This window comes from Streptomyces sp. NPDC005728 (assembly GCF_040630895.1).
In the GTDB taxonomy this organism is placed as follows: Bacteria; Actinomycetota; Actinomycetes; order Streptomycetales; family Streptomycetaceae; genus Streptomyces.
Genome location: NZ_JBEXYL010000013.1, coordinates 34946 through 48578, shown reverse-complemented (window position 1 = coordinate 48578; position 13633 = coordinate 34946). Strand labels below are relative to the sequence as shown.

Here is a 13633-nt window from a genome sequence, read left to right as displayed (position 1 = left end):
AGGCACCCGTGAGCCCGAGATCCGCGGCGACGTCCGGCGCCGGCCGACGTCGGCTCGCCGCCCTGCCGGTCGTGCTGGCGATGCTCGCGCTGCCGGCGGGTGCGGCCCTCGCCGGCTGCGACAGTGAACGCGACCGGCCGGACACCGTGGAGCCGACGCAGGCGCCCCTGCCCTCCCCCGGTACCGCGGCCGACCTTTCCACGGCGCTCCTCACCACCGCCCAGTTACCGGCCGGCTATGTGAAGACAGTGCTGCGGAACGAGCCCCCGACGCGCTCCGACCGTCCCGGATGCGTCACCGCACTGAACGCACTGGAGTCCTTTCCCGGTACCCGCCCCGGCGCGGTGGAGGCCCGGGTCACCTTCGCCCGGAGTCGGAGCGGACCGTTCCTCCAGCAGGTACTGCGCCGACTGCCGGGGACCGGGGCACAGCAGGACCTGGAACAGGCGGTGGGTGCGCTGTCCGGCTGCGCCGAGTTCTCCATCGGCTGGAGCGACGGCGCCACCGGCACGGAGCGCGTGGTGCCGCGCGGCTCGGCGGGGATCGGGGGCGCCTCGTGGCACGCCACGGTCACCGCGACCACCGGAACGTTCACCGTCCAGGAGACCCTGGTCCTGGTGGTCGTCGAGAAGACCCTGCTCGTGATCAGTGACGCGGGCAGCCCCACGGCACCCGAGCGCTCCCGCACGCTGGCCCTGGCCCGTACCGCCGCGTCCCGCATCCCCTGACCCCAGTTGCAACTGAGCTGCGAGGAGCCCGAGTCGGCCGGCGCTGATCTCGGACGGGGCTCCGGCAGACGCTCCGCTTCGGACGCCCCTCCACCGGCACCCGAACCGTTCCGGCAGGACGACCTGACCAGGCGATTGACCGAAGACCTCATGGAGCCGACCCCGACGCCGACTACGGCCTGCTCATGGACGTCCCGGACGGCGCCCCGGGGCACCGGGACCCGGCCCTCACGGAGGAGGAACGGGCAGCGGGCGACACGATGATGATCTGCGTGTCCCGGTGCCGGGGCGACCGCCTGGTGCCGGACCTGTGACGCGGTCCCGGCTCAGGACGTCAGGTACGCCTCCACTTCACTGAACTGTCCCGCCGGCCAGCCCGTGTTGGCGCCGACGGTCAGGCGGAGGTAGCGCAGATCGGTGCTGCCGGGCAGGGCGACCGTGGCCGTGTTGCCGGTGGCCGGGTCGAAGCGGTAGCCCTGTGCGCCGACGGCCGTGGAGTAGTTCGAACCGTCGGTGCTGCCGAGTACCGTGATGGTCTGGGTACGGGCACCCCAGGCCGAGGACGGGGGCAGCTTCAGCACGAGGCGGCGGACCGCGTAGGTGGAGCCGAGGTCGACCGTCCAGGACTGCGGGAAGGCGTTGTTGGTGGACTCCCAGTAACTGTTCGGGTCGCCGTCGACCGCCTTGCCCGGCGTGTACACGTCCTGCGAACCGGTCGCGGTGGCCGGGCGGCCCTTGGCCAGGTTGCGGGCCGGGTCGGGGTCGGGGTTGCCCTGGCCCGGCCGGGGCCAGGTGGAGCAGTCCGACCAGGTGCTGGACCAGCCGGAGTTGCCGCCGCCGTCGGTGAGCGCGAAGGAGCCGGAGTTCGCCGGATAGGGGCAGTTGTAGATGCCGGCGGCGCCGACCTGGGTGGCGGTGACGTCACGGAAGGCGGCCGCGCCCTGCGCCTCGGCCTGGACCACGACCGTCCCGGTGTTCCGCACGGTCGCACCCGTCACGTTGACGTTCCTGACCGGGTACCCCTGCCCGCCCCCGGAGACGAACTCGAAGGCGCTGTAGGGGCTGTCGGTGATCATCGTGTTGGTGATGTTCACCGTCGCGTTGATCGCGCTGTCGTAGGAGTCGACGCGCAGCGCCCCCATCGGATGGTTCCAGTTGGGGTTCATCGCGCCGGCGCGCACCAGCGTGTTGCCGTCGACCGTGATGGTGCCGGACAGCGGGGAGAAGGGGTCGAGGAACTTCTGGTTGGAGATCGCGATGCCGCTGCCGAGGGCGTTGGTGTCGGAGATCAGGTTGTTCTTCACCGCGATGTCGGTGCCGCCGTAGACGGCGATGCCGTTGGCGAGGTTGGGCTGCGAGATCGTGTTGTTCTCGAAGCTGGAGTTCGTGTCGGGTGAGTAGAGCGACCACATGGCGAGCGCGTCGTCGCCCTGGTTGCGCAGGAAGTTGTTGCTGACGCGGACGCCCTTGGCGGTGCCGTTGAGGTTGAGGCCGTCGGCGGTGGTGTCGAGGATGCGGTTGTTCTCCACCACCAGGTTGTCGTTGTTGCCCATCAGCCACAGCCCGACCTTCATGTGCTGGATCCACATGCCGGAGACGGACGAGTTCGGGCCGAGGGATCCGTTGACGAAGTTGTCCGGGCTGGAGTCGACGCGCTCGGTGACCTCGCCGATCACCGCGAAGTCCTTGATGTGCACGCCTCCGGAGGAGCTGGACTGGTCGATGAACCGGGAGGTGTGCACGACCGAGTACCAGCTGCCCGCGCCCTGCAGCGTCACGTTCTGCACACCGCTGAGCGAGGAGGTGATGCGGTAGTCGCCCTGCGGGATCCACACGACTCCGCCCTGGGCGGCGGCGATGGCGTCCCGGAAGGCCTGGGTGGAGTCGCCGTTGCCGCTCGGGTCGGCGCCCTTGGACACCACCGACACCGATCCGGCGGGCTGGGAGGCGGCCCCCGCGACCTGTTCGAAGTCGGCGACGTCCACGGTGACCTGGGTACCCGTCGGCTCGAAGGCGATCTTGTCACCCGCCTGGACGGTCTGCCCCAGCAGCAGCCGGGCGTTGTCGAAGAAGTGGTGGGTCTTCGCACCCGGGATCCAGCCGGTGTCGACGTAGGAGTACTTGGAGGTCACCAGGAGCGTCTTGGCCAGCTTGGTGCCGTTGACGTACACGCTGAGCGAACCGGACTGACCGTCCGGGACACTGTATGCAACATTCACGGCATTGGATGCACGCGGCACCGTGAACTCCACGCGCTGCCCGGAGGCGAGCCGTACGGCCTGCCGTCCGGAGGCCTCCGAGGCGAGGGTGCCCTGCGTGTAGTCGGGGCCGATCTTCGTGCCGGTGGTGCTCGCCGACTCGGCCTCGACGGAGGTGAAGGGGAGCGTGGCGCCCGAAGCCGCGTGGGCGGCGGGGGCCACGGCGACGAGCATGCCGGCGGCGAGGGCGACTACCGCCCCGATGGATGGCATGTGCCTGACATGTCGGACGGTGCTGGTGTGCATGTGCCGATCCCTTCGTGGTGGGGGTACGTGGGACAGCAAGAGGTGCGGATGCGGCTCAGGCACGCAGCCAGGCCGCCGTGTCCTGCGGCAGCCGGCCCGCGTCGTCCAACGGGCCGCTGCTCAGCAGGAGTCGGGAGTGCGCGGGCAGTTCGGCCGGGGCGGCGGCGAGGTTCACCATGCAGGTCACGTGCTCCGCACGGGAGAAGGCGAGCACGCCCTCGGGGGCGGGGAGCCAGATCAGGGGGCCGTCGCGGAAGACCGGACGGGTGGCGATGGCCTCGCGGTAGAGGGTCAGCATGGAGTATGCGTTCTGCTGCTGCCGGTCGACCGCATACGATGTCCAGTCGACCGGCTGCGGCAGCCACGGCTCCTCGTGCGAACCGAATCCCGCATACGGCGCGTCGGCCGCCCAGGGCAGCGGCACCCGGCAGCCGTCACGGCCCGGGTCGACACCATGCGATCGGAAGTACATCGGATCCTGTATGCGGTCGACCGGGATCTCGGCCTCCGGCAGCCCCAGCTCCTCCCCTTGGTACAGGTACACCGCCCCGGGCAGCGCCAGCGACAGCAGCGCCGCCGCCCGTGCCCGGCGGGTGCCGAGCGCCAGGTCCGTCGGGGTGCCGAACGCCTTGGTGGCGAAGTCGAAGCCGGTGTCCGCACGGCCGTAGCGGGTGACGGTCCGGGTCACGTCGTGGTTGCAGAGCACCCAGGTGGCCGGGGCGCCGACGGGGGCGTGCTCGGCGAGGGTGCTGTCGATGGCGGCGCGCAGCCGTCCGGCGTCCCAGGGGCAGGACAGGAAGGAGAAGTTGAAGGCGGTGTGGAGTTCGTCGGGGCGCAGGTAGCGGGCGAAGCGTTCCGGGTCGGGGAGCCAGACCTCGCCGACGAACACACCGTCGTAGGCGTCGGCGACGGACCGCCAGGAGCGGTAGATGTCGTGGAGTTCGTCGCGGTCGACGAACGGGTGCGGCTCCGGACGGGTGGCCAGATCGGGCAGGTCCGGGTCCTTGGCGAGCAGGGCCGCCGAGTCGATGCGCACGCCGGCGACGCCGCGTTCGAACCAGAAGCGCAGGATGTCCTCGTGCTCCTGACGGACGGCCGGGTGGGCCCAGTTGAGGTCGGGCTGCTCGGGGGTGAACAGGTGCAGGTACCAGTCTCCGTCGGGGAGCCGGGTCCACACCGGTTCGGTGGAGCCGACGAACTGCGACGGCCAGTCGTTGGGCGGGAGTTCGCCGTCGGCTCCGCGTCCGGGCCGGAAGTGGAACAGCTCGCGCTCGGGGCTGCCCGGTCCGGCGGCGAGGGCCGCCCGGAACCAGGGGTGCTGGTCGGAGACGTGGTTGGGCACGATGTCGACGATCGTGCGGATGCCCAGTTCGCGCGCCTCGGAGATGAGTTTCTCGGCCTCGGCGAGGGTGCCGAAGGCCGGATCGACGGCACGGTAGTCGGCGACGTCGTAGCCGCCGTCCTTCATGGGCGAGAGGTACCAGGGGTTGAACCACAGGGCGTCCACGCCGAGTTCGGCGAGATACGGCAGTTTCGCGCGGACTCCCGCGAGGTCGCCGGTGCCGTCGCCGTCGCCGTCCGCGAAGCTGCGGACGTACACCTGGTAGATGACGGCCGAGCGCCACCAGCCAGGGTCCTTCGGGGCATGGGTGGGCTGTCCCACTGGGCTTCCCTTTCTGTAGACGGGACGTCTTCTGCAGACGGGGCGTCGGCGTCAGCCCTTGGTGCTGCCCGCGCTGATCCCGGCGATGATGTGCCGCTGGAAGACGAGGAACAGCGCCACCATCGGGATGCTGGCGATCACCATCGCGGCGACGAGCACGGTGAGCTGGATGTTCTGCGACAGCTGGACCAGGGCCACGCTGATCGGCTGTCTCTCGGTGTCGGAGAAGACCATCAGCGGCCACAGGAAGTCCTGCCACACCCCGACCAGCGCGAAGATCGACACCACGCCGAGGACCGGCCGGGACATGGGCAGCACGACCGACCACAGGATGCGCAGCTTGCCGGCACCGTCGATCTCGGCGGCCTCCAGGACGTCGCGCGGCAACTGGTCGAAGAACCGCTTCAGCAGGTACAGGTTGAAGGCGTTGGCGACGGCCGGCAGCCAGATGCCGAGGGGGTCGTTGAGCAGGCTGGTGTGGACCAGCGGGAGGTCGGCGGCGGTCAGGTACTTGGGGACGACCAGCGCCTGTGCGGGGACCATCAGGGTGGCGAGGATGCCGCCGAGGATCACCTTGCCGAAGGCGGGCCGCAGCCTGGACAGGGCGTAGGCGGCGGCCGTGCAGAACACCAGCTGGAACGCCCAGGCTCCGGCCGCCTGCACCACCGTGTTCCACAGGTGCCGCGGCAGCTGCATCAGGTTCCAGGCGTCGGTGTAGCCGTCGGTGTGCCAGTGCTTCGGGATCAGGGTCGGCGGGGTCCGGGCGACCTCGTCCGGGGACTTCATCGCGCCGGTCGCCATCCAGTAGACCGGGAAGAGGAAGGCGAGCGCGAAGAGCAGGACGACGCCGGTGAACACGGTCCAGTAGAGGACCTTGCCGCGGGGCCGGGCGAGCGTGGCCGGAGAGATCAGGGTCCGGGTGCTCATGCGTCCCCCTCGGAGCGGGTGAGCCGCAGGTAGACGGCTGAGAAGGCGCCGAGCAGGACGAGGAGCATCACGCTGAGCGCGCAGGCACCGCCGAAGTCGTTGTAGAGGAAGGCGTACTTGTAGATGAGGTAGAGGACGGTGACCGTGGCGTTCTCCGGTCCGCCGCCCGTGATCACGAACGGTTCGGTGAACACCTGCATCGTGGCGATGATCTGAAGGAGCATCAGCATCAGGATGACGAACCGGGTCTGCGGGACCGTCACGTGCCGGACGCGCTGGAGCAGGTTGGCGCCGTCCAGTTCGGCGGCCTCGTACAGCTCGCCGGGGATGGACTGCAGGGCGGCGAGGTAGATGAGGACGGTGCCGCCCATGTTGGCCCAGGTGGCCACGATCACCAGCGAGACGAGCGCGGTGTCGGTGCCGTTGGACCAGTTCGAGGTGGGCAGGTGCAGGAAGCGCAGCGCCTCGTTGGCGAGGCCGGATCCGGGGTCGTAGAACCACTTCCACAGCAGGGCGCTGACCACGGGCGGGATCATCACCGGCAGGTAGACCACGACCCGGAAGAACGCCTTCGCGTGCCTCAGTTCGTTGAGGACGAGGGCGAGGACGAAGGGGACGGCGAAGCCGATCAGCAGGGCGAGCAGGGTGAAGGTGAGGGTGTTGCGCCAGGCCGCGGTGAACTCGGGGTCGTGCAGGACGCGGGTGAAGTTGGCGGTGCCGACCCACTCGGGCGAGGAGCCGGGCGTGTACTTCTGGAAGGCGATGACGACCGCGCGGATCGCCGGATACCAGGAGAAGAGCGCGAAACAGATCAGGCCGCCGAGGAGGAACGCGTAGGCGCGGGCCTGGTCGGCCAGGCGGCGCCGTCCCCGGTCCCCTGCCGGGGGCGGCGCCTGGACGGGATGGACGGCGGCCTCCTCGACCGGGCGCCGTTCGGCCGTCTTCGTCATGGCGGTCAGCTCCGGGCCAGAATGCTGTCGATCTTGCCGGACGCGTCCTCGAGGAGTTGGTCGATGTCCGCGTCCTTCTCGGTGAGGACGGCGGAGACGACGCCGTCGAGGACGGAGTAGATCTGCTGGGCGTTCGGCGGCTCGATCTTCATCCGGAGCTGCTGGTTGCCGTCGAGGAAGGCCTGGTAGTTCTCCACCGGAACGTTGGCGTCGGCCTTCTTGGCCTGCTGGTCCTTGGCGTCGGCGGCGCCGGTGAACAGGCGCGGCTCGGGCAGTCCCACGGGGGCGTCGTTCTTCTTGGCGCGGGCGTAGTCGCCGAGGAAGCCCGTGCCCGGGGTGAGGAACATGTGGTCGAGCCACTGCAGGCCGGCGCGGATCTGGGCGGGCGTGTCCTTCTTGTTGAACATGTAGCCGTCGCCGCCGATGAGGGTGCCCTTGCCGCCGGGCATGGGCGCGAGGGCGAGGTCTTTGTAGTCGCCGCCCTTCTCCTTGACCAGGATCGGGATGTTGTCGGGGGCGCCGAGGTACATGCCGAGCTTGCCCGAACCCATCATCTGCTGCACGTCGTTGATGATCAGGAGCTGCTTGCTGCCCATCGAGTCGTCGGTCCACCGCATGTCGTGCAGGTTCTGCAGGACGGCGTGGCCCTCGGGGGTGTCGACGGTGGCCTTCCTGCCGTCGGCGCTGACGACGTCGCCGCCCTGCGCGTACAGCTCGGCGGTGAAGTGCCAGCCGCCCTGGTTCTGTGCGCTGTAGTCGGCGTACCCGACGGTTCCGTTGCCGAGGGCGGCGATCTTCTTGGCGTCTGCCCGGACCTCGTCCCAGGTCGCCGGGGGCTTGTCGGGGTCGAGGCCGGCCTTTTCGAAGAGTGTGCGGTTGTAGATCAACCCCATGCTGTATCCGGTACGCGGTATACCGTAGACCTTCCCGTCCACGGTGTAGATGTCCCGCAGCTGCTTCTGGATGGTGTCGTAGCTCTTCAGGTCCTTGAGGTACGGCGTGAGGTCGGCCGCCTGGTTGATGTCGACGACGTGCCGGGCGTCGGTGAAGTACGTGTAGAAGACGTCCTCCATCTGCCCGCCGGCGAGCTTGGCGTCGAAGGTCTTCGGGTCCTGGCAGGGGAAGGCGTCGTGCGCGACGACGTCGATGTCCGGGTTCTGCTTCTCGAAGGAGGCGATGTCCTCCTCGAAGAACCGCCGGTCGACCTCGGCGCTCCTGGGCGGCTCGCAGTTGACCGTGATGCGGGTCTTGCCGCTCGCCGTGTCGTCGCCGCCCGACCCGCAGGCGGACGCGGTGAGGGCGAGGGAGGAACAGACGCCGATCGCGGCGAGGGTACGGCGGAACCCGGTGCTTCTCATCGGTGGACCCCTCAAGGCGGGAGCGGTGGGCGCCGCACACTCAAGCACCGACGACACCTGGTCGCAAGATGTCGCGCAGAATCTGCAATTATTGAACAGGGAGTCGAAGCTTCTGGATCTCAGTCGCGCGGGGCTTGCGCGGTGGAGCCGCGCACCACCAGTTCGGGCTCGAACAGCAGCTCCTCGGCGGGTACGGCGGCGCCCCCGATCTGTACGTTCAGCAGTTCCACGGCCGCGCGGCCCATGGCCTCGATGGGCTGGCGGACGGTGGTCAGCGGGGGTTCGGTGCAGTTCATGAAGGCGGAGTCGTCGTAGCCCACGACGGAGATCCGCCCGGGGACGTCGTACCCCTTGCGGCGGGCGGCCCGGATCGCACCCAGGGCGAGGGGGTCGCTGGCGCAGATGATGCCGGTGACGCCCCGGTCGATCAGCCGTGCGGCGGCCGCGTGACCGCCCTCGATGGAGAAGATGGCCCGGGCGACGCACTCGTCCGGCAGGTCGGGGGCGAAGGCGCGGGCGGCGGCCAGTTTGCGGGCCGAGGGGACGTGGTCGCCGGGGCCGAGGACCAGGCCGATCCGCTCGTGGCCGAGGGAGGCCAGGTGCCGCCAGGCCTGCTCGACGGCCACGGCGTCGTCACAGGACACGCCCGGGAAGCCCAGGTGCTCGATGGCCGCGTTGACCAGCACCACGGGGATGTTGCGGTCGGCGAGCAGCCGGTAGTGGTCGTGCGGGGCGTCGGCCTGTGCGTACAGGCCGCCGGCGAAGACGACGCCGGAGACCTGCTGCTGCAGCAGCAGCTCCACGTAGTCCGCCTCGGAGACCCCGCCCCTGGTCTGTGTGCACAGCACCGGGGTGAGCCCCAGCTGGGCGAGTGCGCCGCCGATGACCTCGGCGAACGCCGGGAAGATGGGGTTCTGCAGCTCCGGCAGGACCAGGCCGACGAGCCGGGCTCGTTCGCCGCGCAGCTGGGTGGGGCGCTCGTAGCCGAGAACGTCGAGGGCCGTCAGGACCGCCCGCCGGGTGGCTTCGGAGACTCCGGGCTTGCCGTTGAGCACCCGGCTGACCGTGGCCTCGCTGACCCCGACCTTCTTCGCCACTTCCGCAAGTCGTCGCGTCATGCACGCAAGACTAGCGCAAGTAACGCAAGTCATTTGCGTAGACGAGGACAGGGGCTTTCCGGCCCGGCCCCGTCGGCGACCTGAACGCCGACGGAGCCGGGTCAGCCCTCGTGCGCCGGGACGACCGTCAGATGCGCGCCCGCGCCGCGCGGCCGGCGCGTGCGGCGCGAGGCCCCGGCCGGGCGGCGGGCGTCGCGCAGGACCATCGTCAGACGGGTGCAGCCGATCTCCCGGAGGGTCGCGGGCGTCTCGTCGACGATCCGGCACTCGGTCGGACCCCGGCGCGGGTCGGGGTGGAACAGGAGGCGCACGGCGCCGTCGAGTCGTGTCCCGGCCTCGCCGACGGCGCGGATCCAGTGCGGCAGGCCCTGCCGGTAGGCGGCCTCCATGATCGGGTCCTGGGCGATGTCCCGGCGGACGGCCTGCAGTTCGTGATCGTGGCCGTACCGCTCGATCGCGGTCTTGAAGTGGGCCAGCATCGGCAGGCACCAGCCCGCCTCGTGCTCGCCGAGGATCTCGCCGGCATCGGGGTGGAAGAGGACGAACCGGAGGAGGTTCTGCTCGGGCATGGCCGTCGGGTGAGGACGCGCGCCGCGGAAGAGTGTCCCGAACGCACCGTTGGCCATGACGACGTTCCAGCGGTGGTCGACGACCAGGGACGGGAAGGTGACGGCCTCCAGAAGTGTGGCGTAGTCCTGGAGATACGCCTGGGTGTCACAGCCCTCGGGGACGGGCCGCGGCGCCGGCCACTGCCCTCCTGCCTGATGTGCCATCGGGAGGTCACCCCTCTTGCCTCTGCGGCCTTCACGCGGCGAAGCGATCCTGCTGCCCGGCGGGGGCCATGTCAACTATCGTGGCATTCCATGCCGGTTGACGGCTGAAATCCGCCACAGTTGTGGCGAGACCTGGATGTGAGTTCGAAGCACCCGCTACTCTCCGGGAAGTTCACGACAACCGCTTGTGAGAAGCACCGCGCATCTCAAGCCCTCGAGAGACGTAGGAGTTCTGTCGGTGACGGATGGCTACGAGGATCCGGGCGCCACGGAGACCGCTCAGCTGCCGGCCGTCGTCGCCCGCGTCACCGCACTCGCCGACCGGCTCGGCGTGCCGCACGCCGAGGTCTTCGACGTAGGGCGCCTCCGTGTCGCCTGCGGTGTCCCGGATCCGGTGGTCAAGGCCCTGCTCAGCGGCCGTCCGGCGGGCGAACCGGACGTCCAGGCCCGTTTCCTGCAGCGCCTGGACCTGCTGCGCCGCACCCGGCTGAAGCCGGGCGGCCGCAAGTACACCCAGCAGGAGATCGCCGACGGCGCGAGCATGTCACGGCAGCAGGCCGGCGCGCTCATCAACGGCGACCGCCGGCCCACCATGGAGCACTGCGACGCCCTGCAGCGGTTCTTCCGCGTGCACGCGGGCTTCCTCACGGCGGAGGACCCGGAGGCGCTGGCGGGCGCACTGCAGCGCACCGAGCAGGAGCTGCTGCAGAAGCTCGCCGACCGGGAGCGGGCCGCGGCCGAGGCGGCTGACGATCCGCTGGAGCGGCTGCTGCAGGACCACGGGGTGCGCGGGATCGCCTGGCGGGCCGCGCAACTGCCCACCGACCAGCACCGGGACAAGGTCGCGGAGTGGCTCGACATGCTCCTGGAGAGCGTCAAGCGGCCCGAGTCGTGAACCTGGGGAGGACTGTGGGCATCGGCAGGGACATGCGCCGGCTGTGCGCCGAGCTGGTCGGGGAACTCACGCTGCCCGCGCCTGCCCCGCCGCACGAGCTGTACCGCGCGCTGTGCGAGGCGATGAGCCGCCGCCGCGGCCGCCCCGTGCACTTCCGTACGGCCGTCTTCCCGCCCGGTACGGCCAGCGGGCTGTGGCTGGACATGGCCGACCGCGACCTGGTCGTGGTGGAGGAACGCACCGCGCCCCAGCACCAGTTGGTGATCCTGGGCCACGAGCTGTGGCACATGCAGGCCGACCACTGCGGCCACCAGCTCGACGGTGCCGGCGTCGGCGTCGCCACGCGCCTGCTGAGCGACGACACCGACGAGGCCGCGCTGCAGGCCACGGTCCTGCGGGTCGCCGCCCGCACCCGCTTCGACCAGGCCGAGGAACGCGAGGCCGAGACCTTCGGCCTGCTCCTCGCCAGCAAGTGCCGTACCTGGCTGACCGGTTCGGCCCCGCGCGGCATCGGCCGACGCGACGACGTGGCGGGCCGCATCGAGGCGTCCCTGGGGTATCCCGGACCGCAGGGCTGACCGGACCGGGAGCCGGGACCGCAAGGCCGAACGGACCGGCGCCCGCAACTGCAAGGGATGACTGGACCGGCGCCCGGGCCCCCGCAGCGCCGACCGGCCCCGAGGCCGGGGGGCCGGGGGGCCGGACCTGCGTCCAGGGTGTTCCGGTGGCGCTCCGTTCCGCTGAGCGGGCGAACCCGCACGAAGCCGAACGGCGTTGTCAGTGGCGGACGGCAAGCTGGATGCGTGCGCCGTACGTCGCGGTGCACAGCGCCGCAGGGCGTGTGACCGTGATGCCGAACCGGGGAGAGCCGATCGATGCACACCGCCGTACTGACCGACCGTGAGCGCACCGCCGTCCAGGCCTATCTGCGGCTGTTGCAGACCGTGCGCGCCGCGTTCGACGGACCACCGGACGGGGGGCGCCCCGTCGTCGTGCCGCCCACCGTGCTGGCCGAGGCGGAGCGGGCGCTGGCGCGGGCGGGACTCGCGGGCAACGAGGAGGAGTTCTTCCGGCTGCTGCGCCACTGGTGCCCGCAGCAGTGAGCCCGGGAGCCCCTGGCCGTCCCGCTCAGTGGTGCGGGACGGCCACCGCCGTCAGCACCAGACCGCTCCCGACCAGCCAGCTGCCTTCGAAGGCGTCCAGTCGTACGCCGTCCACGACCGGCCCGGGGACGAGGAGCCGGGCGTGGAAACGGCCGCGCGTGCCGGGCCCCGGTTCGGGGACCAGCTCGATGTCGGCCTCGGAGAAGTCCAGCCAGGCGCGGGTGAGCGGAAACCACGCCTTGTAGACGGACTCCTTGGCGCTGAACAGCAGCCGGTCCCAGTGGACGTCGGGCAGGTCGGCGCAGAGCGTGCGCTGCCGGTGCTGCTCGGCGGGCAGGGCGATGGTGTCGAAGACGCCGTCCGGGAGCGGTGCGTGCGATTCTCCGTCGATCCCGAGGGAGGCCAGGTCCGCGGCGCGGACCAGGGCGGCGGCGCGGTAGCCGTCGCAGTGGGTCATGCTGCCGGTCAGCCCGTCCGGCCAGTCGGGGGCGCCGCGCTCGCCGGTCAGTACCGGCTGCGGCGGCACACCGAGCTTCTCCATGGCGCGCCGGGCACAGACCCGTACCGCCGTGAACTCCCGGCGGCGCTTGGCCACCGCCCGTGCCACGAGCTGCTGCTCCTGCGGGTACAGCGCGGCTTCGTCGGTCTCCTGGTCACCGAACGCTTCCACGGCCACCGCCGACTTCGGGAGCAGCTCCTCGATCACCGGGTCCGACCTCCATCGGCAGGATGCGGCGCAGCTGCCCCGGGGGGACCGGGCGCTTGCGCCATTCGCGGGGGTATCCCACGGACACCTCTTCGAAGCGGACACCCTCGTGCCAGGTGGTCCGCGGGATGTGCAGATGTCCGTAGACCATGGTCTCGACGCGGAACCGGCGGTGCCAGTCGGCGGTCAGGCCGGTGCCGCACCACATGGCGAACTCCGGGTGCCACAGCACGTCCATCGGGTGCCGGTCGAGCGGATAGTGGCCCGCGAGGACGGTGGGCAGGTCGGCGGGCAGGTCGGCGAGTCTGCGCTCGGTCTCGGCGACCCGGGCGCGGCACCAGTCCTCGCGCGTCGGGTAGGGGTCGGGGTGCAGCAGGTACTCGTCGTTGCAGACGATGCCGGTGCTGTGCGCGTAGGCCAGCCCCTCCTCCTTGGTGGCGCAGCCGGCCGGCAGGAAGGAGTAGTCGTACAGCAGGAACAGCGGGGCGACGACGACCGGACCGCCGGGGCCGTGCCACACCGGGTACGGGTCCTCGGGCGTGGTCACCCCCAGTTCACGGCACACGTCGACGAGGTGCTCGTAGCGGGCGACTCCGCGCAGGGTGACGGTGTCCTTCGGATGGGTCCACAGGTCGTGGTTGCCGGGCGCCCACAGGACCTTGCGGAAGCGGTCCGCGAGTGTGCCGAGGGCCCAGCGGATGTCCGCCACGGTCTCCGCGACGTCCCCGGCCACGATCAGCCAGTCGTCGTCCGTGCGCGGGCGCATCCGCTCGACGAGCGCGCGGTTGTCCGCATAGGAGACGTGCAGGTCGCTGATGGCCAGCAGCTGTCCGGCCCCGGCCGTCGACTCCACGCGCGCCCCTTCCGATCTTCCCGTCGACACCACAACAACACACTCACCGACCGGC

The 13633-nt window shown here is 70.7% G+C and carries 13 protein-coding genes and 1 pseudogene; 5 read left to right on the top strand and 9 right to left on the bottom strand.

Annotation, left to right across the window (positions count from 1 at the left end):
• Positions 1 to 8: 8 nt before the first annotated feature.
• Entirely contained in the window at positions 9 to 728 is a 720-nt protein-coding gene (locus tag ABZ471_RS12000) for a hypothetical protein (protein WP_359065165.1), read from the top strand.
• Between the two features lie 188 nt (positions 729 to 916).
• A pseudogene (locus tag ABZ471_RS11995) lies at positions 917 to 1042 on the top strand (oxidoreductase); the annotation flags it as partial.
• 12 nt (positions 1043 to 1054) lie between these two features.
• Here ABZ471_RS11995 and ABZ471_RS11990 read toward each other — a convergent pair.
• From ABZ471_RS11990 to ABZ471_RS11960, 7 genes are all read right to left on the bottom strand, one after another.
• Complete coding sequence (locus ABZ471_RS11990; protein WP_359065163.1) at positions 1055 to 3232, bottom strand: discoidin domain-containing protein; 2178 nt, start codon at positions 3230 to 3232, stop codon at positions 1055 to 1057.
• A gap of 55 nt (positions 3233 to 3287) precedes the next feature.
• A complete protein-coding gene (locus ABZ471_RS11985; protein WP_359065161.1) occupies positions 3288 to 4895 on the bottom strand; it encodes a glycoside hydrolase family 13 protein in 1608 nt (535 codons plus the stop codon).
• 51 nt (positions 4896 to 4946) lie between these two features.
• Positions 4947 to 5822, bottom strand: a complete 876-nt coding sequence (locus ABZ471_RS11980) for a carbohydrate ABC transporter permease (protein WP_359065159.1) — start codon at positions 5820 to 5822, stop codon at positions 4947 to 4949.
• Positions 5819 to 6772, bottom strand: coding sequence for a sugar ABC transporter permease (locus ABZ471_RS11975; protein WP_359065157.1), 954 nt, complete (start codon positions 6770 to 6772; stop codon positions 5819 to 5821). Before ABZ471_RS11975 ends, ABZ471_RS11980 begins: the two co-directional genes overlap by 4 nt.
• Positions 6773 to 6777: 5 nt before the next feature.
• Positions 6778 to 8130, bottom strand: coding sequence for a sugar ABC transporter substrate-binding protein (locus ABZ471_RS11970; protein WP_359065155.1), 1353 nt, complete (start codon positions 8128 to 8130; stop codon positions 6778 to 6780).
• 119 nt (positions 8131 to 8249) lie between these two features.
• Positions 8250 to 9248: a LacI family DNA-binding transcriptional regulator gene (locus ABZ471_RS11965; RefSeq protein WP_359065153.1), complete on the bottom strand. Its 999-nt coding sequence runs from the start codon at positions 9246 to 9248 to the stop codon at positions 8250 to 8252.
• A gap of 101 nt (positions 9249 to 9349) precedes the next feature.
• Entirely contained in the window at positions 9350 to 10021 is a 672-nt protein-coding gene (locus ABZ471_RS11960) for a hypothetical protein (protein ID WP_359065151.1), read from the bottom strand.
• A 238-nt stretch (positions 10022 to 10259) separates the two neighbouring features.
• Here ABZ471_RS11960 and ABZ471_RS11955 point away from each other — a divergent pair, with 238 nt between their 5' ends.
• From ABZ471_RS11955 to ABZ471_RS11945, 3 genes are all read left to right on the top strand, one after another.
• A complete protein-coding gene (locus ABZ471_RS11955) occupies positions 10260 to 10916 on the top strand; it encodes a helix-turn-helix transcriptional regulator (protein WP_359065149.1) in 657 nt (218 codons plus the stop codon).
• Positions 10917 to 10948: 32 nt separating this feature from the next.
• The gene (locus ABZ471_RS11950; RefSeq protein ID WP_359065316.1) at positions 10949 to 11494 is read left to right on the top strand and encodes a toxin-antitoxin system, toxin component; all 546 of its coding nucleotides are present in this window, start codon (positions 10949 to 10951) and stop codon (positions 11492 to 11494) included.
• Between the two features lie 297 nt (positions 11495 to 11791).
• Positions 11792 to 12019, top strand: a complete 228-nt coding sequence (locus ABZ471_RS11945; protein ID WP_359065147.1) for a hypothetical protein — start codon at positions 11792 to 11794, stop codon at positions 12017 to 12019.
• Between the two features lie 25 nt (positions 12020 to 12044).
• Here ABZ471_RS11945 and ABZ471_RS11940 read toward each other — a convergent pair whose 3' ends face one another.
• Together ABZ471_RS11940 and ABZ471_RS11935 are read right to left on the bottom strand one after the other, a co-directional pair.
• Positions 12045 to 12725: a 4'-phosphopantetheinyl transferase superfamily protein gene (locus tag ABZ471_RS11940; protein WP_359065145.1), complete on the bottom strand. Its 681-nt coding sequence runs from the start codon at positions 12723 to 12725 to the stop codon at positions 12045 to 12047.
• Positions 12673 to 13578, bottom strand: a complete 906-nt coding sequence (locus ABZ471_RS11935) for a metallophosphoesterase (protein ID WP_359065143.1) — start codon at positions 13576 to 13578, stop codon at positions 12673 to 12675. Before ABZ471_RS11935 ends, ABZ471_RS11940 begins: the two co-directional genes overlap by 53 nt.
• Positions 13579 to 13633 lie beyond the last annotated feature (55 nt).

Excerpts from the sequence above, each read along its gene's own strand:
- ABZ471_RS11945 (WP_359065147.1), top strand. The coding sequence starts at position 11,792 with ATGCACACCGCCGTACTGACCGACCGTGAGCGCACCGCCGTCCAGGCC.
- ABZ471_RS11980 (WP_359065159.1), bottom strand. The coding sequence starts at position 5,822 with ATGAGCACCCGGACCCTGATCTCTCCGGCCACGCTCGCCCGGCCCCGC.
- ABZ471_RS11970 (WP_359065155.1), bottom strand. The coding sequence starts at position 8,130 with ATGAGAAGCACCGGGTTCCGCCGTACCCTCGCCGCGATCGGCGTCTGT.
- ABZ471_RS11990 (WP_359065163.1), bottom strand. The coding sequence starts at position 3,232 with ATGCACACCAGCACCGTCCGACATGTCAGGCACATGCCATCCATCGGG.
- ABZ471_RS11960 (WP_359065151.1), bottom strand. The coding sequence starts at position 10,021 with ATGGCACATCAGGCAGGAGGGCAGTGGCCGGCGCCGCGGCCCGTCCCC.
- ABZ471_RS11950 (WP_359065316.1), top strand. The coding sequence starts at position 10,949 with ATGCGCCGGCTGTGCGCCGAGCTGGTCGGGGAACTCACGCTGCCCGCG.
- ABZ471_RS11965 (WP_359065153.1), bottom strand. The coding sequence starts at position 9,248 with ATGACGCGACGACTTGCGGAAGTGGCGAAGAAGGTCGGGGTCAGCGAG.
- ABZ471_RS11975 (WP_359065157.1), bottom strand. The coding sequence starts at position 6,772 with ATGACGAAGACGGCCGAACGGCGCCCGGTCGAGGAGGCCGCCGTCCAT.